The 20,173-nt window shown below is 71.8% G+C and carries 18 protein-coding genes; 14 read left to right on the top strand and 4 right to left on the bottom strand.

The window, feature by feature from the left end; genetic code table 11:
* Positions 1-83: 83 nt before the first annotated feature.
* Positions 84-1,007, bottom strand: coding sequence for a LysR family transcriptional regulator (locus tag D3A59_RS23305; protein WP_119157714.1), 924 nt, complete (start codon positions 1,005-1,007; stop codon positions 84-86).
* A gap of 121 nt (positions 1,008-1,128) precedes the next feature.
* Between D3A59_RS23305 and D3A59_RS23300 the strand changes: the two genes are divergently transcribed.
* From D3A59_RS23300 to D3A59_RS23235, 14 genes are all read left to right on the top strand, one after another.
* Positions 1,129-3,252 carry a 3-hydroxyacyl-CoA dehydrogenase NAD-binding domain-containing protein gene (locus D3A59_RS23300; protein ID WP_119157713.1) on the top strand — a complete coding sequence of 708 codons (2,124 nt, stop codon included), beginning with the start codon at positions 1,129-1,131 and terminating at the stop codon, positions 3,250-3,252.
* A 47-nt stretch (positions 3,253-3,299) separates the two neighbouring features.
* Positions 3,300-4,496 carry an acyl-CoA dehydrogenase family protein gene (locus tag D3A59_RS23295; protein WP_119157712.1) on the top strand — a complete coding sequence of 399 codons (1,197 nt, stop codon included), beginning with the start codon at positions 3,300-3,302 and terminating at the stop codon, positions 4,494-4,496.
* Between the two features lie 10 nt (positions 4,497-4,506).
* On the top strand, positions 4,507-5,646 hold the full coding sequence (locus D3A59_RS23290; RefSeq protein WP_119157711.1) for an acyl-CoA dehydrogenase family protein: 1,140 nt from the start codon (positions 4,507-4,509) through the stop codon (positions 5,644-5,646).
* Positions 5,647-5,651: 5 nt separating this feature from the next.
* Positions 5,652-6,464, top strand: a complete 813-nt coding sequence (locus D3A59_RS23285) for an oxepin-CoA hydrolase, alternative type (RefSeq protein ID WP_119157710.1) — start codon at positions 5,652-5,654, stop codon at positions 6,462-6,464.
* Positions 6,461-7,684 (top strand): CaiB/BaiF CoA transferase family protein, encoded by a 1,224-nt coding sequence (locus D3A59_RS23280; RefSeq protein WP_119157709.1) that lies wholly within the window; start codon positions 6,461-6,463, stop codon positions 7,682-7,684. Before D3A59_RS23285 ends, D3A59_RS23280 begins: the two co-directional genes overlap by 4 nt.
* A 34-nt stretch (positions 7,685-7,718) precedes the next feature.
* Positions 7,719-8,711, top strand: coding sequence for a Bug family tripartite tricarboxylate transporter substrate binding protein (locus D3A59_RS23275; protein ID WP_119157708.1), 993 nt, complete (start codon positions 7,719-7,721; stop codon positions 8,709-8,711).
* A gap of 28 nt (positions 8,712-8,739) precedes the next feature.
* Positions 8,740-9,771 (top strand): NAD(P)H-dependent flavin oxidoreductase, encoded by a 1,032-nt coding sequence (locus D3A59_RS23270; RefSeq protein ID WP_119157707.1) that lies wholly within the window; start codon positions 8,740-8,742, stop codon positions 9,769-9,771.
* Positions 9,768-10,517: an electron transfer flavoprotein subunit beta/FixA family protein gene (locus D3A59_RS23265; protein ID WP_119157706.1), complete on the top strand. Its 750-nt coding sequence runs from the start codon at positions 9,768-9,770 to the stop codon at positions 10,515-10,517. Before D3A59_RS23270 ends, D3A59_RS23265 begins: the two co-directional genes overlap by 4 nt.
* Before the next feature lie 2 nt (positions 10,518-10,519).
* Positions 10,520-11,452: an electron transfer flavoprotein subunit alpha/FixB family protein gene (locus D3A59_RS23260; RefSeq protein ID WP_119157705.1), complete on the top strand. Its 933-nt coding sequence runs from the start codon at positions 10,520-10,522 to the stop codon at positions 11,450-11,452.
* A 41-nt stretch (positions 11,453-11,493) separates the two neighbouring features.
* The gene (locus D3A59_RS23255) at positions 11,494-11,697 is read left to right on the top strand and encodes a hypothetical protein (RefSeq protein WP_119157704.1); all 204 of its coding nucleotides are present in this window, start codon (positions 11,494-11,496) and stop codon (positions 11,695-11,697) included.
* Positions 11,697-13,391: an electron transfer flavoprotein-ubiquinone oxidoreductase gene (locus D3A59_RS23250; RefSeq protein ID WP_119157703.1), complete on the top strand. Its 1,695-nt coding sequence runs from the start codon at positions 11,697-11,699 to the stop codon at positions 13,389-13,391. The genes D3A59_RS23255 and D3A59_RS23250 overlap by 1 nt, the downstream gene beginning before the upstream one ends.
* 105 nt (positions 13,392-13,496) lie before the next feature.
* Positions 13,497-14,804, top strand: a complete 1,308-nt coding sequence (locus tag D3A59_RS23245) for a hypothetical protein (RefSeq protein ID WP_119157702.1) — start codon at positions 13,497-13,499, stop codon at positions 14,802-14,804.
* Positions 14,805-14,811: 7 nt separating this feature from the next.
* Positions 14,812-15,255 (top strand): type 2 periplasmic-binding domain-containing protein, encoded by a 444-nt coding sequence (locus D3A59_RS23240; protein ID WP_119157701.1) that lies wholly within the window; start codon positions 14,812-14,814, stop codon positions 15,253-15,255.
* The gene (locus D3A59_RS23235) at positions 15,252-16,916 is read left to right on the top strand and encodes a diguanylate cyclase domain-containing protein (protein WP_119157700.1); all 1,665 of its coding nucleotides are present in this window, start codon (positions 15,252-15,254) and stop codon (positions 16,914-16,916) included. The genes D3A59_RS23240 and D3A59_RS23235 overlap by 4 nt, the downstream gene beginning before the upstream one ends.
* Positions 16,917-16,947: 31 nt before the next feature.
* Here the strand turns inward: D3A59_RS23235 and D3A59_RS23230 are convergent, their stop codons facing one another.
* From D3A59_RS23230 to D3A59_RS23220, 3 genes are all read right to left on the bottom strand, one after another.
* Positions 16,948-17,928 (bottom strand): sulfite exporter TauE/SafE family protein, encoded by a 981-nt coding sequence (locus D3A59_RS23230; RefSeq protein ID WP_119157699.1) that lies wholly within the window; start codon positions 17,926-17,928, stop codon positions 16,948-16,950.
* A gap of 201 nt (positions 17,929-18,129) precedes the next feature.
* Positions 18,130-19,146 carry a Bug family tripartite tricarboxylate transporter substrate binding protein gene (locus tag D3A59_RS23225; RefSeq protein WP_119157698.1) on the bottom strand — a complete coding sequence of 339 codons (1,017 nt, stop codon included), beginning with the start codon at positions 19,144-19,146 and terminating at the stop codon, positions 18,130-18,132.
* Positions 19,147-19,219: 73 nt separating this feature from the next.
* Positions 19,220-20,173: acetyl-CoA C-acyltransferase (locus tag D3A59_RS23220; RefSeq protein WP_119157697.1), on the bottom strand; the 954-nt coding region annotated here is incomplete at its 5' end.

Below are 20,173 nucleotides of genomic sequence, written 5' to 3'. Positions count from 1 at the left end.
TGCTCGACGCCGCCCGCTCCATCTCCCAGCTGCTCGCCGCCCGCGGCGCCGGCTGAGCCGGCCCGCCGCACGGCAACGCCCGGCTATCGCGCCGCCGGCTCGCCGAGCGGCGCAGGCGCAGCGCCGCGCGCCCGCTCCAGCACGAAGTCGATGAAGGCGCTGGTCGCCGCGGTGTGGAAGCGGTTGGGCATGTAGAGCATGAAGAGCTGCGTGCCGAAGATGCTCAGCCGCCACGCGTCGAGCGCGGTCACGACCTCGCCGCGCTCGATGTCGTCCTGCACCACGTAGTCCGGCACGATGCCGATGCCCAGGCCCGCGAGGATCGCCTGGCGCAGGAAGGGGAAGTGCCCGGAGATCAGCGTCGGCTCGAGCGTCACCTCCTGGCGCTCGCTCCCCAGGTAGGCCGACAGCCGCAGCTGCCGCCCGACCACCCCCGAGGTGACCACCGGCGCCGAGCGCAACTGCTCGAGCTGCGTCGGCAGCCCCTGCGACTCGGCGAAGGCGCGCGACGCGCAGGCCACGTAGCGCACGGTGCCGATCTCGCGCGCCACCAGCGACGGCGGCGGCTCGGCCATCACGCGGATCGCGATGTCCACCTCCTCGCGCAGCAGGTCGTCGACCCGGTTCTCGAACAGCACGTCGAGCACGATGTCCGGGTAGAGCCGCTTGAAGGCGATCAGCCAGTCGCTCATCACCATCTGGCCGTAGCCGGTCGGCACGCTCAGCCGCACCCGGCCGCGCAACGTGCGGCCGAAGGTCGCGACCGACTCGCGCGCCGCGAGCAGCTCGTTCTGGATGCGGCGGCCGTGCTCGTAGAGCCGCAGCCCCACCTCGGTGGGCGCGAGGTGGCGCGTCGTGCGCCGCACGAGCTGCACGCCGACCGAGCGCTCGAGCTGGTTGAGGTGGTAGCTGATGTTGGCGCGGCTCATGTTGAGCTTGCGCGCCGCCTGGCTCAGGTTGCCAGCGTCGAGGATTTCGACCAGCAGGGTCAGCGATGCGAGGTCCATCGCCCGATTGTCAAATCGGATTGGACAGCGCGTCAACATCTGCTGTGATTGTCAAGAACTGAATGTCACCCAACAATCCCGCCACCTTCGAAACTCCGACCGAACCCGAGGAAGCCTGCCCATGAGCGACACCACGAAGCCCTCCGACGTCGTCCGCACCGAGCGCCTGGGCCGCGTGCTCGTCGTCACCGTCGACCACCCGCCGGTCAACGCGCTGTCCGCCGCGGTACGCGCCGGCCTGATCGCCGCGATCGACGCCGCCGAGGCCGACGCCGGGACGGCCGCGGTGCTGATCGTCGGCGCAGGACGCAGCTTCATCGCCGGCGCCGACATCCGCGAGTTCGGCAAGACGCCGCTGCCGCCCTCGCTGCCCGAGGTCTGCCGCCGCATCGAGGACTGCGCCAAGCCGGTGGTCGCGGCGCTGCACGGCCCGGCCCTCGGCGGCGGGCTGGAGATCGCGCTCGCGGCGCACTACCGCCTCGCGTTGCCGGGAGCGAAGCTCGGCCTGCCCGAGGTGCAGATCGGCCTGATCCCGGGCTCGGGCGGCACACAGCGCACGCCGCGCCTGATCGGCGTCGCCGCCGCGATCGAGCTGATGCTCAGCGGCCGGCACATCGGGCCCGACGAGGCGCTGCGCCTCGGCCTGATCGACCGCATTGGTGCTGCCGGCGACGCGCGCGCGCAGGGCCTGGCCTACGCGGAAGAGCTGCTCGCCGCGGGTGCCCCGGTGCGCCGCAGCCGCGATGCCCAGGGGCTCGCCGACCGCGACGCGCAGCGCGCCGCGCTCGAGGCCGCGCGCGCCGAGACCGCGCGCAAGTCGCGCGGCCTGTTCTCGCCGCTGAAGATCGTCGAGGCGGTCGAGGCCGCGCTCGACCGGCCCTTCGACGAGGGCATGCGGCTGGAGCGCGAGCTCTTCCTGCAGTGCATCGACAGCCCGCAGCGCCAGGGCCTGATCCATGCCTTCTTCGCCGAGCGCGAGGTCGCGAAGGTGCCGGAGGCGCGGGCCGCGCAGCCGCGCCCGGTGGCCTCGGCCGGCGTCGTCGGCGGCGGCACGATGGGCGCGGGCATCGCGGTGGCGATGCTCGACGCCGGCCTGCCGGTGACGATGGTCGAGCGCGACGAGGCGAGCCTCGCGCGCGGCCGCGCCAACGTCGAGAAGGTCTACGACGGCCTGGTCGCCAAGGGCCGCATGACGCCCGACGCGAAGGCCGCGGTGATGGCGCGCTTCACGGGCGCCACCTCCTACGAGGCGTTCGGCGCGGTGGACCTGGTGGTCGAGGCGGTGTTCGAGGACATGGCGGTCAAGAAGGCGGTGTTCGCGGAGCTGGACCGCGTCTGCAAGCCCGGCGCCGTGCTCGCGACCAACACCTCCTACCTCGACATCGACGAGATCGCCGCCAGCGTCTCGCGCCCCGGCGACGTGCTGGGCCTGCACTTCTTCTCGCCGGCGAACATCATGAAGCTGCTCGAGATCGTCGTGCCGGCGTGCGTCTCGGCCGACGTGGTCGCCACCGGCTTCGCCTTGGCGAAGACGCTGCGCAAGGTGCCGGTGCGCGCGGGCGTGTGCGACGGCTTCATCGGCAACCGCGTGCTCGCGGTCTACCGCCAGGCGGCCGACCACCTGATGGAGGACGGCGCCTCGCCCTACCAGATCGACGAGGCGCTGCGCGAGTTCGGCTTCGCGATGGGCCCCTTCCAGGTCTCGGACCTCGCCGGCGGCGACATCGGCTGGGCCACGCGCAAGCGCCGCGCCGCGACCCGCGACCCGCGCGCGCGCTACGTGCAGATCGCCGACCGGCTGTGCGAGCGCGGCTGGTTCGGCCAGAAGACCGGCCGCGGCTGGTACCTGTACCCGGAAGGCAGCCGCGCCGGCCGCCCGGATCCCGAGGTGCTCGCGATCGTCGAGGCCGAGCGCGCGCGCGCCGGCGTCACCCCGCGCAGCTTCACGAACGAGGAGATCGTGCGCCGCTACATGGCCGCGATGATCAACGAGGGCGCCAACGTCGTGCACCAGCGCATCGCGCTGCGCCCGCTCGACGTGGACGTCGTGTTCCTCAGCGGCTACGGCTTCCCGCGCCACCGCGGCGGCCCGATGAAGTACGCCGACATGACGGGCCTGCCGCAGCTGCTGGCCGACATCCGCGAGTTCGCCAAGGAAGACCCGCTGTTCTGGCAGCCCTCGCCGCTGCTGGTCGATCTGGTCGAGCGCGGTGCCGACTTCGCGAGCCTGAACCAGTCCGCCTGAATCCCGGACCGCCCGGGCCGCCCCGATTCCACAGACACGAGACCCGCATGGACCTCCGATTCACCCCCGAGCAAGAAGCCTTCCGCGCCGAGGTGCAGGCCTTCCTGGCCGAGAAGCTGCCCCGGCGCATCTCCGACAAGGTGCGCGCTGGCCGCCGCCTGTCCCGCGAGGACATGGCCGAGTGGCACGCGACGCTCAACGCGCGCGGCTGGCTCGCCAACCACTGGCCGCGCGAGCACGGCGGCCCGGGCTGGAGCGTGGCCGAGAAGTTCATCTTCGAGCACGAGTGCGCGCTCGCGCATGCGCCGCGCATCGTGCCCTTCGGCGTCAACATGCTCGGGCCCGTGCTGATCAAGTACGGCAGCGAGGCGCAGCAGCGCCACTGGCTGCCGCGCATCCTCGACGGCTCCGACTGGTGGTGCCAGGGCTACTCCGAGCCCGGCGCGGGCTCGGACCTCGCCGCGGTCAAGACCACCGCGGTGCGCGACGGCGAGCACTACGTGGTCAACGGCCAGAAGACCTGGACCACGCTCGGCCAGCACGCCAACATGATCTTCTGTCTCGTGCGCACCAACCGCGAGGTCAAGAAGCAGGAGGGCATCAGCTTCCTGCTGATCGACATGGCGAGCCCCGGCGTCGAGGTGCGCCCGATCGTCACGCTCGACGGCGAGCACGAGGTCAACGAGGTGTTCTTCACCGACGTGCGCGTGCCCGTGGAGAACCTGATCGGCGAGGAGAACAAGGGCTGGACCTGCGCCAAGTACCTGCTGACCTACGAGCGCACCAACATCGCCGGCGTCGGTTTTTCAGTGGCGGCGCTCGGCCGGCTCAAGCAGTTCGCGGCGAAGCAACAGAAGCGCGGCCGCCCGCTGATCGAGGACCCGGCGTTCGCGGCGCGCATCGCCCGCGTCGAGATCGAGCTCGAGAACATGAAGACCACCAACCTGCGCGTGATCGCGGCGGTGGCCGGCGGCGGCGTGCCTGGCGCCGAGAGCTCGATGCTCAAGATCCGCGGCACGCAGATCCGCCAGGAGATCTCCTCGCTCTACCGGCGCGCGATGGGCCCCTACGCGCGCCCCTTCGTCGACGAGGCGCTCGACGAGGGCTGGGAGGGCACGCCGGTCGGCCCCGAGGAGGCCGCCGCCGCCGCCGCCCAGTACTTCAACAACCGCAAGCTGTCGATCTTCGGCGGCTCCAACGAGATCCAGAGGAACATCATCTCCAAGATGATCCTCGGCCTGTGAGGACACGCCGATGAACTTCACGCACACCGAAGACCGCCGCATGCTGGCGGACACGCTCGAGCGCTTCGTGCGCGAGCAGTACGGCTTCGAGACCCGCGACGCGGTGGCCCGCTCCGAGCGTGGCTACAGCCCCAAGCTCTGGGGCCACTTCGCCGAGCTCGGCGCCGTGGGCGCGCTGTTCCGCGAGGAGGACGGCGGCTTCGGCGGCGCCGGCTTCGACATCGCGGTGGTGTTCGAGCAGCTCGGCCGCGGCCTGGTGGTCGAGCCCTTCCTCGGCTCGGCGGTGCTCGCCGGCGGCGCGATCGCCGCCGCGGGCGACGAGGCGCAGCGCGCGCAGCTCGACGCGATCATCGCCGGCACGCGGCTGGCCGCCTTCGCGCACGAGGAGCCGGAGTCCTTCCACGAGCTCTCGCGCGTCGCGACGCGCGCCACGCTCCGTTCCGAGGGCGGCTGGGTGCTCGACGGTGCCAAGGCCGTCGTGCTCAACGGCGACGCGGCCGAGGTGTTCGTCGTCAGCGCCCGCACCTCCGGGGCGGTCGACGACGAGACCGGCCTCTCGCTGTTCCTGATCGAGGCCGGCACGCCGGGCCTGTCGCAGCGCGGCTACCCGCTGATCGACGGCGGCCACGCGGCCGAACTCGTGCTCGACGGCGTCGAGGTCGGCACCGACGCGCTGCTCGGCGCCGAAGGCGCGGCCTTCGCGACGATCGAGCGCGTCACCGGCGCCGGCATCCTCGCGCTGTGCGCGGAAGCCGTCGGCGCGATGGACGCGGCCAAGGACGCGACGCTCGAGTACCTGCGCACCCGCAAGCAGTTCGGCGTGCCGATCGGCAGCTTCCAGGCCTTGCAGCACCGCATGGCCGACCTGCTGCTCGAGGTCGAGCAGGCGCGCTCGGCGCTGATCAACGCGGCGGCCGCCTTCGACGGCGGGGACCGCGTGGCGCGCGAGCGCGCGCTGTCGGCCGCGAAGTACACCATCGGCCGCGTCGGCACGCAGGTTGCCGAGGAGTGCATCCAGCTGCACGGCGGCATCGGTATGACCTGGGAGCTGCCGCTGGCGCACTACGCCAAGCGCCTGGTGATGATCGACCACCAGCTCGGCGACGAGGATCACCACCTGGAGCGCTTCGTCGCGCTCGGCCGGGGCTGAAGACGATGGACGACGTGCTGCTCGTGCGCGACGAGGGCCCGGTTCGGGTGCTCGTCAACAACAACCCGGCCGCGCGCAACGCGCTGTCGCCGCAGTTCTACGCCGCGCTGAAGGCGGCGCTGGCCGACGCGCAGGCCGACGCCTCGGTCGGCGCGATCGTGCTGACTGGCGCCGGCGGCTTCTTCTGCGCCGGCGGCGACCTGCGCCAGCTGGCGCGCCGCCGCGAGCTGGCGCCCGCCGAACGGCGCGAGCGCCTGGAAGGCCTGCACGGCCTGGTGCGCGCGATCCGCGACTGCGCCAAGCCGGTGGTCGCCGCCGTCGAGGGCGGCGCGGCCGGCGCGGGCGTGTCGCTCGCGCTCGCCTGCGACCTGCTCGTGATGGCGCGCCAGGCCTACTTCTCGGTCGCCTACGTGAAGGTGGGCCTGAGCCCGGACGGCGGCGCCACCGCCTTCCTCGCCGAGTTCCTGCCGCGCCAGCTGCTGACCGAGCTGTGCCTGGGCGGCGAGCGCATCGGCGCCGAGCGGCTCGCGTCCTTCGGCGCAGTCAACCGGCTCGCCGACACCGGCTGCGCCGAGGCCGAGGCGGTGGCGCTCGCCGCGCGGCTGGCCGCCGGCCCGGCGCGCGCGATGGCGCGCATCAAGGACCTGTGCCGCCACGCCCCCGGCGCCGCGCTCGACGCGCAACTCGAGCGCGAGGCCGACCACATGGTCGAGTCGCTCGGCGACGCCGAATCCGCCGAGGGCATCGCGGCCTTCTTCGAGAAACGCCCGGCGGACTTCGGCGCGCTGCGCGCCGCCGCCGGCAAGGACAAGCCATGACGACCCCTTCCACCGCTCCCACCCCTTCCGCGCTGCCGCTGGCCGGCGTGCGCGTGCTCGACCTGTCGCGTGTGCTGGCCGGGCCGCTGTGCGGCATGGTGCTCGGCGACTTGGGCGCCGAGGTGATCAAGGTCGAGCACCCGAAGCGCGGCGACGACACGCGCGACTGGGGCCTGCGCGTGGGGCGCACCGAGACCTCCTACTTCAACAGCGTCAACCGCAACAAGCGCTCGGTGACGCTCGACCTGCTGTCGGCTGAGGGGCTGGAGATCGCGCGCAAGCTCGCGGGCCAGAGCGACGTCGTGATCCAGAACTTCAAGTTCGGCGGCGTCGAGAAGATGGGCCTGGGCTGGGAGCAGCTGCGCGCGGAGAACCCGGGCTTGGTCTACTGCTCGATCTCCGGCTACGACCGCAGCGGCCCGGAGGCCTCGCGCCCCGGCTACGACCTGCTGGTGCAGGGCGAGGCGGGCCTGATGGCGCTCAACGGTGAGGCGGACCGCCCGCCGCTGAAGTTCGGCGTCGCCGCGGTGGACATGTTCACCGGCATGTACGCGGCGCAGGCGGTGCTCGCCGCGCTCTACGAGCGCCAGAAGACCGGCCAGGGCCGCCACATCGAGATGGCGCTGTTCGACTGCGGGCTGATGATCACCGCCTACTACGGGCTGGAGGCGCTGCTGCAGGGGGAGGATCCGCCGCGCTACGGCAACGCGCACCCGTCGATCGTGCCCTACGGCGTGTTCGACGCGGCGGACGGCCCGCTCGTGATCACGGTCGGCAACAACGCGCAGTTCCAGCGCTTCTGCCGCGAGGTGATCGACCGACCGGAGCTCGCGGACGATGCGCGCTTCGCGACCAACCTGGAGCGCTCGGCCAACCGCGCCGTGCTGCTGCCCGAGATCAACCGCGAGCTCGCGGCCCGTCCGCGCCAGGAGCTGCTCGCGCGGCTGAACGCCTGCGGCATCCCCTGCGGCGAGGTGCTCGGCCTGCACGAGGCGCTGACCTCGCCGCGCGCGGTGCGCGGCGGGCTGGTGACGCAGCAGCCGCACCCCGAGGCCGGCAGCACGCCGGTGCTCGCACCGCCCTACCGCTTCGACGGCGAGCGCCCGCCGGTGCGCCGCCCGCCGCCGCAGCTCGGCGGCGACACCCGTGAGGTGCTCGCCTCGCTCGCGGGCCTGTCCGACGAGCAGCTCGCGCAGCTCAAGGACCGCGGCGTCGTCTGAGCGCCCCCGATCACCGAAACCTGGAGACAAGCCCATGTCCAAGCCCGCCTTCCGCGGCACCGTCCGCCGCAGCCTGCTCGCGCTCGCCCTCGCACTGCCCGCCGGCCTCGCCTTCGCGCAGCAGGCCTTCCCGAGCAAGATGATCAAGATCGTCGTGCCCTTCCCGCCCGGCGGCCCGACCGACGTCGCGACGCGCCTCATCGGCGAGAAGATGGGCCAGCAGCTCAGGCAGACCGTGGTGGTCGAGAACCGCGCCGGCGCCTCCGGCGCGATCGCCGCGGCCGCGGTCGCGAAGAGCCCGGCCGATGGCTACACGCTGATGATGCTGGCCACGCCGACGCTGCTCGCGCCGCACCTCTACAGGAACGCCAGCTACGACATGCTGCGCGACTTCGCACCGATCGGCACTGCCTACGACCTGCCGATCGTCGTGGTGGTCAACCCGCAGTCCCTGCCGGGCGTGAACAACCTGCAGCAGATGATCGAGGCGGCGCGCGCCGAGAAGGGCCGGCTGAACTACACCAGCTCGGGCAAGGGCAGCTTCGGCCACCTGACGATGGAGTCGCTGAAGTCGCTCGGCAAGTTCGAGATGGAGCATGTCCCCTACAAGGGCGGCGCGCCGGCCATCACCGACGTGATCGGGGGCCAGGTGCCGCTGATGTACTCCGACATGGTCGCGGCGCTGCCGCACATCCAGTCGGGCAAGCTGCGGGCGATCGCGGTCGGCTCGCCGCAGCGCGTGCCCTTCACGCCCGACGTGAGGACGATTTCCGAGCAGGGCTTCCCCGGCTTCGACGCGGTGTCCTGGGGCGGCCTGGTCGTGCCGGCCGGCACACCGAAGGATGTGGTCGCCCGCCTGTCGGACTCGCTGAAGCAGGCGCTCGCCGACGCCACCGTGCAGGAGAAGCTGAAGGCAGCCGGCACCTTCGCCGCCTACCAGACGCCCGAGCAGATGGGCGAGCGCATCCGCCGCGACTACGAGAAGTGGGGCAAGGTGATCCGCGACAAGAACATCGCGGCCGACTGAGCCGGCAGCGCAGCGAAGGACCGCCCCGATGCAAGCGCCCTCCTGGCCCACCCCGGTCACCGCGTTGTTCGGCACGCGGCTGCCGATCGTCGCCGGCGGCCTGATGTGGCTCGCCGACGCGGAGTACGTCGCCGCCGCGTCGCGCGCCGGCCTGATCGGCTTCGTCACCGCCGCGAGCTTCCCCGAGCGCGAGGCGCTGCGCGCCGAGATCCGGCGCTGCCGTGATCTGTGCGAGGGCGGCCCCTTCGGCGTCAACGTCTCGATGCTGCCCAAGCTCGTGCCGGGCGAGAAGACCCGCGAGGTGTTCGAGACGATCGTCGAAGAAGGCGTGCGCTTCGTCGAGACCTCGGGACGCAACCCCGAGGAGTACATGCCGCTGCTCAAGGACGCCGGCGTGAAGGTGCTGCACAAGGTGCCGGCCGTGCGCCACGCGGTGAAGGCCGCGTCGGTCGGCGCCGACGCGGTGGCGATCGTCGGCGCCGAGTGCGGCGGCCATCCCGGCATGGACATGGTCGGCACGATCGTCAACGCCGCCTGGGCCGAAAGCCGGCTTCAGGTCCCCTACCTGATCGGCGGCGGCATCGGCCACGGCTCGCAGGTCCTCGCGGCGCTCGCGATGGGCGCCTCGGGCGTCGTGATCGGCACCCGCTTCGTCGTCGCCGACGAGGTCCGGGCCCATGCCGACTACAAGCGCCGCCTCGTCGAGGCGCAGCCCACCGACACCGAGCTGTGCATGCAGAGCGTCGGCAACACCGTGCGCAGCCTGCGCAACGAGACCACCGCCGCGGTGAAGGCGCTGGAGGCCGCGCAGCCGGGCCTGACGATCCAGGACCTGATGCCGCTGGTCTCGGGCCGCATCGGCCGCGAGGCCTACCGCAGCGGCGACTGGTCGAAGGGGCTGCTGGCCGCCGGCCATGCGCTTGCCTTCGTCGACCGACTCGAACCGCTGGCCGCGATCGTCGCACGGCTCGAACAACAGATGCACGAGGCGCTGCGCCGCCTCGCACCCTTCGCCACCCCCCTCCCCTCGTTCTCCTCCCACGGAAGGAAGCCCTCATGAAAGCACTCGTGCCCGTGAAACGGGTCGTCGACTACAACGTCAAGGTCCGCGTGAAATCCGACGGCAGCGGCGTGGACCTCGCCAACGTCAAGATGAGCATGAACCCCTTCGACGAGATCGCCGTCGAGGAGGCGGTGCGGTTGAAGGAGAAGGGCCTCGTCACCGAGGTGATCGCGGTGTCCTGCGGCCCCGCCCAGTGCCAGGAGACGCTGCGCACCGCGATGGCGGTCGGCGCCGACCGCGCGATCCTGGTCGAGACCGATGCCGAGCTGCAGCCGCTCGCGGTCGCGAAGCTGCTGAAGGCGCTGGTGGAGCGCGAGCAGCCTCAGCTGGTGATCCTCGGCAAGCAGGCGATCGACGACGACTGCAACCAGACCGGGCAGATGCTCGCCGCGCTGGCCGGTCTGCCGCAGGCGACCTTCGCGAGCAAGGTGGCGCTCGCCGACGGGCGGCTGCAGGTCACGCGCGAGGTCGACGGCGGCCTCGAGACGCTGTCGCTCGCGCTGCCGGCGGTCGTCACGACCGACCTGCGCCTGAACGAGCCGCGCTACGTGACGCTGCCCAACATCATGAAGGCCAAGAAGAAGCCGCTCGAGACGGTCAAGGCCGACACGCTCGGCGTGGACCTCGCGCCGCGGCTGAAGACGCTGAAGGTCGCCGAGCCTGCGAAGCGCAGCGCCGGCGTCAGGGTCGCCGACGTGGCGGCGCTGGTCGAGAAACTGAAGAACGAAGCGAAGGTGATCTGAACATGAGCGCACTCGTCATTGCCGAACACGACAACCGATCGATCAAGGGCGCCACGCTCAACGCCGTGACCGCGGCCGCCGCATGCGGCGGCGAGGTGCACGTGCTGGTGGCGGGCGCGAACGCGGCCGGGGCCGCCGAGGCCGCCTCGCGCATCGCGGGCGTGGCCAAGGTGCTGCACGCCGACTCGCCGGCGCTCGCCGAAGGCCTGGCCGAGAACCTCGCGGCGCAGGTGCTGGCGCTCGCGCCCGGCTACAGCCACCTGCTCTTTCCCTCCACCGCCTCGGGCAAGAACGTCGCCCCGCGCGTGGCGGCCAGGCTCGACGTGGCGCAGCTCTCCGACATCACCAGGGTCGTGAGCGCCGACACCTTCGAGCGCCCGATCTACGCCGGCAACGCGATCGCGACGGTGCAGAGCAGCGACGCGGTGAAGGTGATCACGGTGCGCACCACCGGCTTCGACGCGGCACCGGCCTCGGGCGGCTCGGCCGCCATCGAGAGCGTTGCGGCGGTGGCCGACGCAGGCCTCTCCAGCTTCGTCGGCCGCGAAGTGACGAAGAGCGACCGCCCGGAGCTGACCGCGGCCAAGGTGATCGTCTCGGGCGGCCGCGCGCTGGGCAGCAGCGAGAAGTTCGGCGAGGTGCTGACGCCGCTGGCCGAGAAGCTCGGCGCCGCCCTGGGCGCGAGCCGCGCGGCGGTCGATGCGGGCTACGCGCCCAACGACTGGCAGGTCGGGCAGACGGGCAAGATCGTGGCGCCGCAGCTGTATGTGGCCTGCGGCATCTCCGGCGCGATCCAGCACCTCGCCGGCATGAAGGACTCCAAGGTGATCGTCGCGATCAACAAGGACCCCGAGGCGCCGATCTTCGGCGTCGCGGACTACGCGCTCGAGGCCGACCTGTTCCAGGCCGTGCCCGAGCTGATCGAGAGGCTCTGATCGACTTCGACGCGGACCGCGGGACGGGGGGAGGATTCGGAATGGGACTGCTGATCCGGTGCCTGCGGGAGCTGCGCGAACGCACCCGCGAGTTCGACGAACCCGGCCCGTGGGCCGACGCTCCGGCGGCCGCGCCCTCGTCACCCGGCGGCGGCACAGCGGCGCCGGGCCCGGTGACCGACGTGCCCCGGTCGCGCCCGGAGGCGGTTCTGCACCGCCCCCACAACGAAATGGACTTCCAGTGATGGCTTCGGTCAGTTCTCAAGCGCTGCTGGCCCAGTACGGCCCGCGCGAATCGATGGAATACGACGTGGTGATCGTCGGCGCCGGCCCGGCGGGCCTCGCCACCGCGATCCGCCTCAAGCAGCTCGCCGCCGCCCAGGACCGCGAGGTCTCGGTGTGCGTGCTCGAGAAGGGCTCTGAGCCCGGCGCGCACATCCTCTCCGGCGCGATCATGGACCCGCGCGCGCTCTCCGAGTTGCTGCCCGACTGGAAAGAGCTCGGCGCGCCGCTGAACCAGGCGGTGACGCAGGACGAGTTCCTGTTCCTGAGCGAGGGCGGCGCGCAGGCCCCGCCCCCGGCACTGTTGCCCGAGTGCTTCCAGAACCACGGCAACTACATCGTCAGCCTCGGCAACGTCGTGCGCTGGATGGGCAGCCAAGCCGAAGCGCTGGGCGTGGAGATCTTCCCCGGCTTCGCCGCCGCGGAGGTGCTCTACAACGAGGACGGCTCGGTGCGCGGCGTCGCCACCGGCAACATGGGGATCGGCCGTGACGGCGAGCCCACCGACGCCTTCCAGCTCGGCATGGAGCTGCTGGCGAAGTACACGATCTTCGCCGAGGGCTCGCGCGGGCACCTGGGCAAGCAGCTCATCGAGCGCTTCCGCCTGGATGAAGGCCGCGACCCGCAGAGCTACGGCATCGGGCTCAAGGAGGTGTGGGAGATCGACCCGGCGCGCCACCGCCCCGGGCTCGTCGTGCACACCGCCGGCTGGCCGCTCGAGCCCGACACCTACGGCGGCTCCTTCCTCTATCACGCCGAGAACAACCAGGTCTACATCGGCTTCGTGGTCGGGCTGGACTACAAGAACCCGTGGCTGTCGCCCTTCGAGGAGTTCCAGCGCTTCAAGACCCACCCGGTGATCAGGAAGCACCTGGAGGGCGGCAAGCGCGTGAGTTACGGCGCGCGCGCGATCACCGCGGGCGGGCTGCTGTCGCTGCCCAAGACCGTGTTCCCCGGCGGCGCGCTGGTCGGCTGCGAGGCCGGCTACCTCAACGCCAGCCGCATCAAGGGCAGCCACGCGGCGATCAAGACCGGCATGCTGTGCGCGGAGGCCACCTTCGAAGCCCTCGGCCAGCAGCGCCAGCACGACGAACTCTCGGCCTACCCCGAGGCCTTCGAAGCGAGCTGGCTGCACGCGGAACTCAACCAGGCCAAGAACTTCAAGCAGTGGTTCAAGAAGGGGCGCAACACCGCGACGCTCATGACCGGCATCGAGCAGTGGCTGCTCCCGAAGCTCGGCGTGAAGAACCCGCCGTGGACCGTGCACAGGAAGGCCCCGGACCACAGCTACCTGCTGCCGGCCGAGCAGTGCAAGAAGATCGAGTACCCGAAGCCCGACGGTGTCCTCTCATTCGACCGGCTCTCCTCGGTGTTCCTCAGCAACACCAACCACGAGGAGAACCAGCCCGCGCACCTCACGCTCAAGGATACGTCCGTGCCGGTGGAGGTGAACCTCGCGCAGTACGCCGGCCCCGAGAGCCGCTACTGCCCTGCAGGCGTGTACGAGTTCGTCGAGGCCGAGGGCGGCGGGCAACGGCTGCAGATCAACGCGCAGAACTGCGTGCACTGCAAGACCTGCGACATCAAGGACCCCACGCAGAACATCGTCTGGGTCACCCCGGAAGGCGGCGGCGGGCCCAACTACGTCGGCACCTGAGGCGAGGCCGCCGCCGGGCGGCGACGCCGGTTCACCGGAACTGCGCCGCATTCGCGGCGCTCCTCGGCCCATCCAGCGCCGGGCGCGGCGGGACAATCGCCCGCCATGTTCCGCCTCCACCTCCGTCCCGTCCGTGCCGCGTGCGCCACGGCGCTGTGCCTCGCGCTCGGCCTTGCCCAGGCGGCGAGTGAGGGCGTCGCCACCGGCACCGGCTTGCGCCTGAGCGGCTTCGGCACGCTCGGCTGGGTCGGCAACGATGCCGCCGACAGCCACACCTTCCGCAGCGGTCGCACGCAGGGCACCGACTCCACCCGGGAGTGGCGCGCCGACGTCGACACGCGCCTGGGCCTGCAGGCCAACCTGCGCACCAGCCAGCAATGGGAGTTCGTGGTGCAGGGCCTGCTGCGGTCCCGGCTGCCCGAGACGCCCGCGGCCGACAGCCTGCAGTGGGCCTTCGCCTCCTACGAGCCGCGGCCCGACCTGCGCCTGCGCGCCGGCCGCCTCAGCCCCGACCTCTACCTGCTCGCCGACTACCGCCATGTCGGCTTCGCCTACCCCTGGGTGCGGCCAATGCCCGAGTTCTACGGCTGGATTCCCGAGGTGCTGGACGGGGTCGATCTCCGCCACGGCTGGATGCAGGGCGCGGGGCGCTGGCAGCTCACCGTGTTCGCCGGCCGCATGCACGAGACCATGGCCTTCGCCCGCGGGCAGGGCTCGATCCACGTCGACTTCGACCACGTCCTCGGTGCAACGCTGCAGCACGAGCACGGCCCCTGGCTGCTGAAGGGGACGCTGTCGCGGGCATCGGCCCGGAGCTCCGGGGGGGACGCCCCGATGAGCACGATCGCGGCAGGGCTCGACGGGATCGGCCAGCTGCCGGTGGCCGCAGTCGCCGCCGAGGCCCGGCAACTGCGCGGGCGGCTGCCCTCCGCAGACAAGGGGACCTACGGCGCGCTCGGCCTGGTCTGGACGCAAGGCGCCTGGCAGTGGCAGAGCGAGTTCGCGATGGTGCAAAGCGAGTCGCATGCGGTGGACGGGCACAGCGCCTACACCGGCCTGGCGTGGCGGCACGGCGACGCGACGCTGTTCGGCGTGCTCAGTCATGTGCGTCCCCGCCATGGCGCGGTCGGCACGCCCGACTGGACCGCCGCGCTCGCGCCGGTGCTCGGCGCGGCGCAGGCCGCGCAGGCCCAGGCGCTGGGCACGGGAGCGATGTACGCGATCAACATGTCGCGCATCGAGCAGAACACGCTGTCGGCTGGGCTGCGATGGGATCTCGACGACCGCGTCGCGCTGAAGCTGCAATGGGACCGGGTGCGCGTCGCGCGCGCCGGTGCCGGGCTGTGGGGCGCCACCTCGCTGGAGCCGCAGCAGGTGAACCTCGTCTCCGCAGCGCTGGACTTCATCTTCTGAGCGCGCGATGGGCATCGGACTCTCGATCGGGCGCGGCCTGCTGGCCCTTGCGCTGTCGCTGGCGGCTTCCACCTCCGCGGCCGACCTCCACGTCATCGTGCACGCCGCCAACCCGGTGCGCGCGCTGAGCCAGAAGGAGGCGGTCGACCTGTTCATGGGTCGCACCCGCGCCTTCGCCGGCGGCGACTTCGCGCTGCCCTTCGATCTGCCGCGCGACGACGCGGTGCGGGCGCGCTTCTACCGCGCGCTGGTCGGCATGAGCCCGGCGCAGCTCAACAGCTACTGGGCACGGCTGATGTTCAGCGGCCAGACGCTGCCGCCGCAGTCGCTGCCGAACGAGGCGGTGATGCTCGACATGGTGCGGCGCAACCCGAGCGCGATCGGCTACCTGACGACGGCGCCGACCGACGCCGGCGTGCGCACGGTGCTGGTGCTGAAGGAAGCGCCTTGAGACGGCTGCTCGACGTCTGGCGGGACCAGGGCCTGCAGGCGCGCTTCCTGCTGATCCTGCTGCTCGTCACGGCGCTGTTCACGACCCTCGGCGGCCTGGTGGCCTTCCAGCTCGGCTACCAGCGCGAGATCGACAAGGGCCAGACCACGCTGCGCGACCTGCTCGGCGCGATCGAGAAGACCGCGGCGATCGCCGCCTTCACCGCCGACCCGCTGCTGCTGCGCGAGGTGATCGAGGGCGTGGCCGCCAACGCGGCGGTGGCTCAGGTGGAGATCCTCGACCTGCAGGGCCGGCCGCTGATGAGCCGTGGCGCGATGCCCGGGCGCGACGCCGGCGCCGCGCTGGTCGTCGAGCAAGCGCTGCACTCGCCCTTCGACGCGCAGGAGCCGCTCGGGCGGCTGCGCCTCCTGGCCGACATGCGGCGGCTGCGCGCCGACGCGCGCGCCCAGGCCTCCACGCTCACCGGGCTGATCGTCTGCTACGGGCTGCTGGTGGCGGGCGCGATCTCCGTCCTGTCCGCGCGCATCGTCACCGGGCCGATCCGCTGGCTGTCGCGCGAGCTGCGCACCGTGCAGCCCGGCAGCGCCTACCGGCTGCCGACGCGGCCGCTGCACCGCGCCGACGAGATCGGCATGCTGATCTCCAGCGCCAACACGCTGCTGCAGGCCAACCTGGCCGCGCTGCAGCGCGAGCGCGAGCTGCGCGCGGAGGTCGAGGCGATGGAGGCGCAGTACCGCCAGATCTTCGACTCGACCAGCGCCGGCATCTTCGTGCTCGACGAGCAGGGCCGCCTCATCAACGGCAACCCGACGGTGCAGAAGCTCGTCGGCCTGTCGCTGGACGAGATGCGGCGCCTGGGGGGCAAGGACCTGCTGTGCACCGTGTTCGCGCAGCCCGAGCGCGTGCTGCAGATGGTGCATCGCTCGCGCGAGCGGGGCGAGACGGTGTCCGTCGACCTCGAGCTGCGGCAGCAGGGAGGAAGCGGGCGCTGGGTGCACTGCCTGATCTCGGTGCAGGGCCCGGCCGGGGAGGCCGAGGCCGACCGGCCGCCCGATCCCGCCGAGGGCCGGCCGCGCGGGCTGATCGAGGGCGTGATGTACGACATCACCGAGCGCAAGCGGGCCGAGCACCTGATCCGGCATCAGGCCGAGCATGACAGCCTCACCGGGCTGAAGAACCGCGCCGGCAGCCTGGCGATGCTCGACCGCTTCGTGCAGGACGCCGCCGCGCGGCAGGAGCCGGTGGCGCTGCTCTACATCGACCTCGACGGCTTCAAGCAGGTCAACGACCGGCTCGGCCACAAGGCGGGCGACCAGGTGCTGCTGCGCTGTGCGCAGCGCCTGTCGGCGGCGGTGCGCCGCTCCTCCGACCTGGTCGGCCGCATCGGCGGCGACGAGTTCGTCGTCGCGCTCTACAACTGCGGCCCGGACGACCGCTCGCTGGGGGAGATCGCGCTCGCGATCGTCGAGTCGATGGCCGAGCCGGTGGAGATCGACGGCGGCCTGCAAGCCCACATCGGCGCAAGCATCGGCATCGCCTGCCATCCGCTGCACGCCGGGAGCCGGCGCGAACTGCTGCAGCATGCCGACGAGGCGCTGTACGAGGTCAAGCGCCACGGCCGGCGCGCCTTCGCGATGGCCCTGCCGCCGCCGCGCGGCTGATCCGCCCGCCGCGCTGCGGCGGCGGCGGTCCTCACTTCAGCGCGCTGTAGATGTTCCAGCTGCTGACCACGACGATCAGGCAGCCGACGATCGTCATCAGCGTGCGCGCCGACAGTCGCTTGCACAGCAGCGCGGCGAAGGGCGCGGCGAACATGCCGCCGAACACCAGGCCGGCCACCATCATCCAGGTGGTGGGCTCGCCCGCCAGCAGGATGAAGGCGGTGGCGCTGGAGAGGGTCAGGAAGAACTCGGCGAAGTTCACCGAGCCGATCGTGGTGCGCGGATCGCTGCCGGCGCCGATCAGGTTGCTGGTGACGACCGGCCCCCAGCCGCCGCCGCCGGCGGCGTCGACGAAGCCGCCCACCAGCGCGAGCTTCGCGACATGGCGCGGCTCCTTGTTGCGCTTGATCACCTGGAAATAGGCCTTGACGAGGATGTAGAGGCCGAGGCACAGCAGGTAGGCCGAGATGTAGGGCTTGAGCGCCTTGCCGTCGACCTGCGTGACGAGCACCGCGCCCAGGATCGCGCCGATGATGCCCGGCACCAGCAGGCGCACGAAGAGCTTGCGGCAGACGTTGCCGAGCTTGACGTGCGAGATGCCCGACAGCCCGGTGGTGAAGACCTCGGCGATGTGCACCGCGGCGCTCGCGCCGGCCGGCGTCGCGCCGGCGCTCAGCAAGAAGGTGGTGGCAGTCACGCCGTAGGCCATGCCGAGCGCACCGTCGATGACCTGCGCCAGGAAGCCGACCGCCACCGCGCTCCAGAACACCGGGCTGGTCAATGCGCCCTCGATGATGCCGAGGCCGCCGGCGACGCCGTTCTCGCCGCTGAACAAGCGCCATGCGACCGCCAGCAGCAGGCTGGCGAGGATCGTCACCGCGGACCACATCGCCACGCGCAGCACCGGGTGGTTCTCGGGGTGGGAGACGACGTCCTCCACCGGGGGCAGGCCGAGGGCCTGGTGCTCCGCGTTGATCGGGCTGGAGCTGAGGTCGAGGGCGCGGATTTTCATGCTGCGGCAGGTCCTGGCGAGCCAGGCACGAACGGTGAGGTTCGTGACGATAGGGAACTTAGCTGCCGCCGGCGACGAAGTTTTTCATATGTCCTTATGCGGAATTGTTTGGTCGGGCAGGCCGGACCTGACAGGACTGCGCATGAAGAGCCCGGATTCATCCGAGCGGAGGGCGGCCCGCGCCGCAGCCGCCCCCCGGTCTCAGTCGATGCTGGCGCCCGACTCGCGGACCACCCGGGCCCACTTCTCGGTCTCGCGGCGCATAAAGGCGGCGAACTCCTCGGGCGTCTCGCTCACCGGCTCCGCGCCCTGCTCGGCGATCTTCTTCTGCACCTCGGGGCTGGCCAGCACCTTCGTGAGCGCCCCGTGCAGCCGCGACAGCACCTGCGGCGGCGTGCCGGCCGGGGCGTACAGCCCGAACCAGGAGGTCGCCTCGTAGCCGGGCACGCCGGCCTCGGCCAGGGTCGGCACGGACGGCAGCTCAGGCGAGCGCCTGGCCGGCGTGACGGCGAGCGCGCGCAGCTTGCCGCTCTTCACGTGCGGCAGCGCCGAGGGCATGTTGTCGAACATCACGTCGATCTGCCCGCCGAGCAGGTCCGACATCGCCGGTGCGCTGCCCTTGTAGGGGATGTGCTGCATGTCGACCTTCGCCAGGCTCTTGAACAGCTCGCCCGAGATGTGCGGCGAGCTGCCGTTGCCCGGCGAGCCAAAGGTGAGCTTGCCCGGGTTGGCGCGGGCGTAGGCGATCATCTCCGGCACCGTCTTGAACGGCACGGAAGGGTGCGTCACCAGCAGGTTGGGCACCACCGCCACGCGCGTCAGCGGCGCGAAGTCCTTCACCGGGTCGTAGGGCAGCTTCTTGTAGAGGCTGGCGTTGATCGCATGCGTGCCCACGGTGCCCATGAACAGCGTGTGGCCGTCGGCCGCCGCGCGCGCCGCGGCCTGCGCGCCGATGTTGCCGCCCGCGCCGGCCCGGTTGTCGATCACGACCGTCTGGCCGCCGAGCTCGGGACCGAGCTGCTGGCCGATCAGGCGCGCCAGGATGTCGGTGGTGCCGCCCGCCGAGAACGGCACGATGATCGTGATCGGCTTGCTCGGGAAGGCCGCCTGCGCGCCCGCCACGCCGGGCACCGCGCCGAGCAGGCCGGCCGCCATCGAGGCGAGGCCGAGGCCGAGGAGGCGGCGCCTGCCGCCCACCGAAGGAAGTGTCTTGCGCATTGCTTGTCTCCTGTTTTCCGAGGTGCGGCTTCGTGCCGGGGCCGCCGTCCCGGGCTGGCGCAAGCGGCCGGGCTCAGACGCGCTCGAGGATGAGCGCGATGCCCTGACCCACGCCGATGCACATCGTGCACAGCGCGTAGCGCCCGCCCGTGGCGTGCAGCCGGTTCACCGCCGTCGTGGCAAGTCGCGCACCCGACGCGCCCAGCGGGTGGCCCAGCGCGATCGCCCCGCCCCAGGCGTTGACGCGCTCGTCGTCGTCCTTCAGCCCCAGCAGCCGCAGCACCGCCAGGCCCTGCGCCGCGAACGCCTCGTTGAGCTCGATCACGTCGAGCTGCTCGAGCTTCAGCCCCGTCAGCGCCAGCACCCGCTCGGTGGCCGGCGCCGGCCCGATCCCCATCACCCGCGGCGCCACCCCCGCGGTGGCCATGCCCACCACGCGCGCCTTCGGCACCAGCCCCTGCTTCGCCGCCGAGGTCTCGTCGGCCAGCAGCAGCGCGCACGCCCCGTCGTTGACCCCGGAGGCGTTGCCCGCCGTCACCGTGCCGTCCGGGCGCACCACGCCCTTGAGCTTGGCCAGCGCCTCCAGGCTCGTCTGGCGCGGATGCTCGTCCTTCGCGACGATGACCGCCTCGCCCTTCTTCTGCGGGATCGTCACCGGCACGATCTCGCGCGCCAGATGCCCCGCCTCCTGCGCCGCCACCGCGCGCATCTGGCTCGCGTAGGCCATCCTGTCCTGGTCCTCCCGCCCGATTCCGTACTCGCTCGCCACGTTCTCCGCCGTCTCCGGCATCGAGTCCACGCCGTACTGCGCCTTCATCAGCGGGTTCACGAAGCGCCAGCCGATGGTCGTGTCGTAGACCGCGTTGCTGCGGCTGAACGCGCTCTCGGCCTTGGGCATCACGAACGGCGCGCGGCTCATGCTCTCCACCCCGCCGGCGATCATCAGCCCGGCCTCGCCGGCCTTGATCGCGCGCGCGGCCGTGCCCACCGCGTCCAGCCCCGAGCCGCACAGCCGGTTGATCGTCGC

Origin of the sequence: Caldimonas tepidiphila (assembly GCF_003569765.1) — a bacterium.
GTDB classification, from domain to species: domain Bacteria; phylum Pseudomonadota; class Gammaproteobacteria; order Burkholderiales; family Burkholderiaceae_C; genus Caldimonas; species Caldimonas tepidiphila.
The sequence above is the reverse complement of the archived record's forward strand: the minus strand, read 5'-3'. Positions and strand labels throughout refer to the sequence as shown.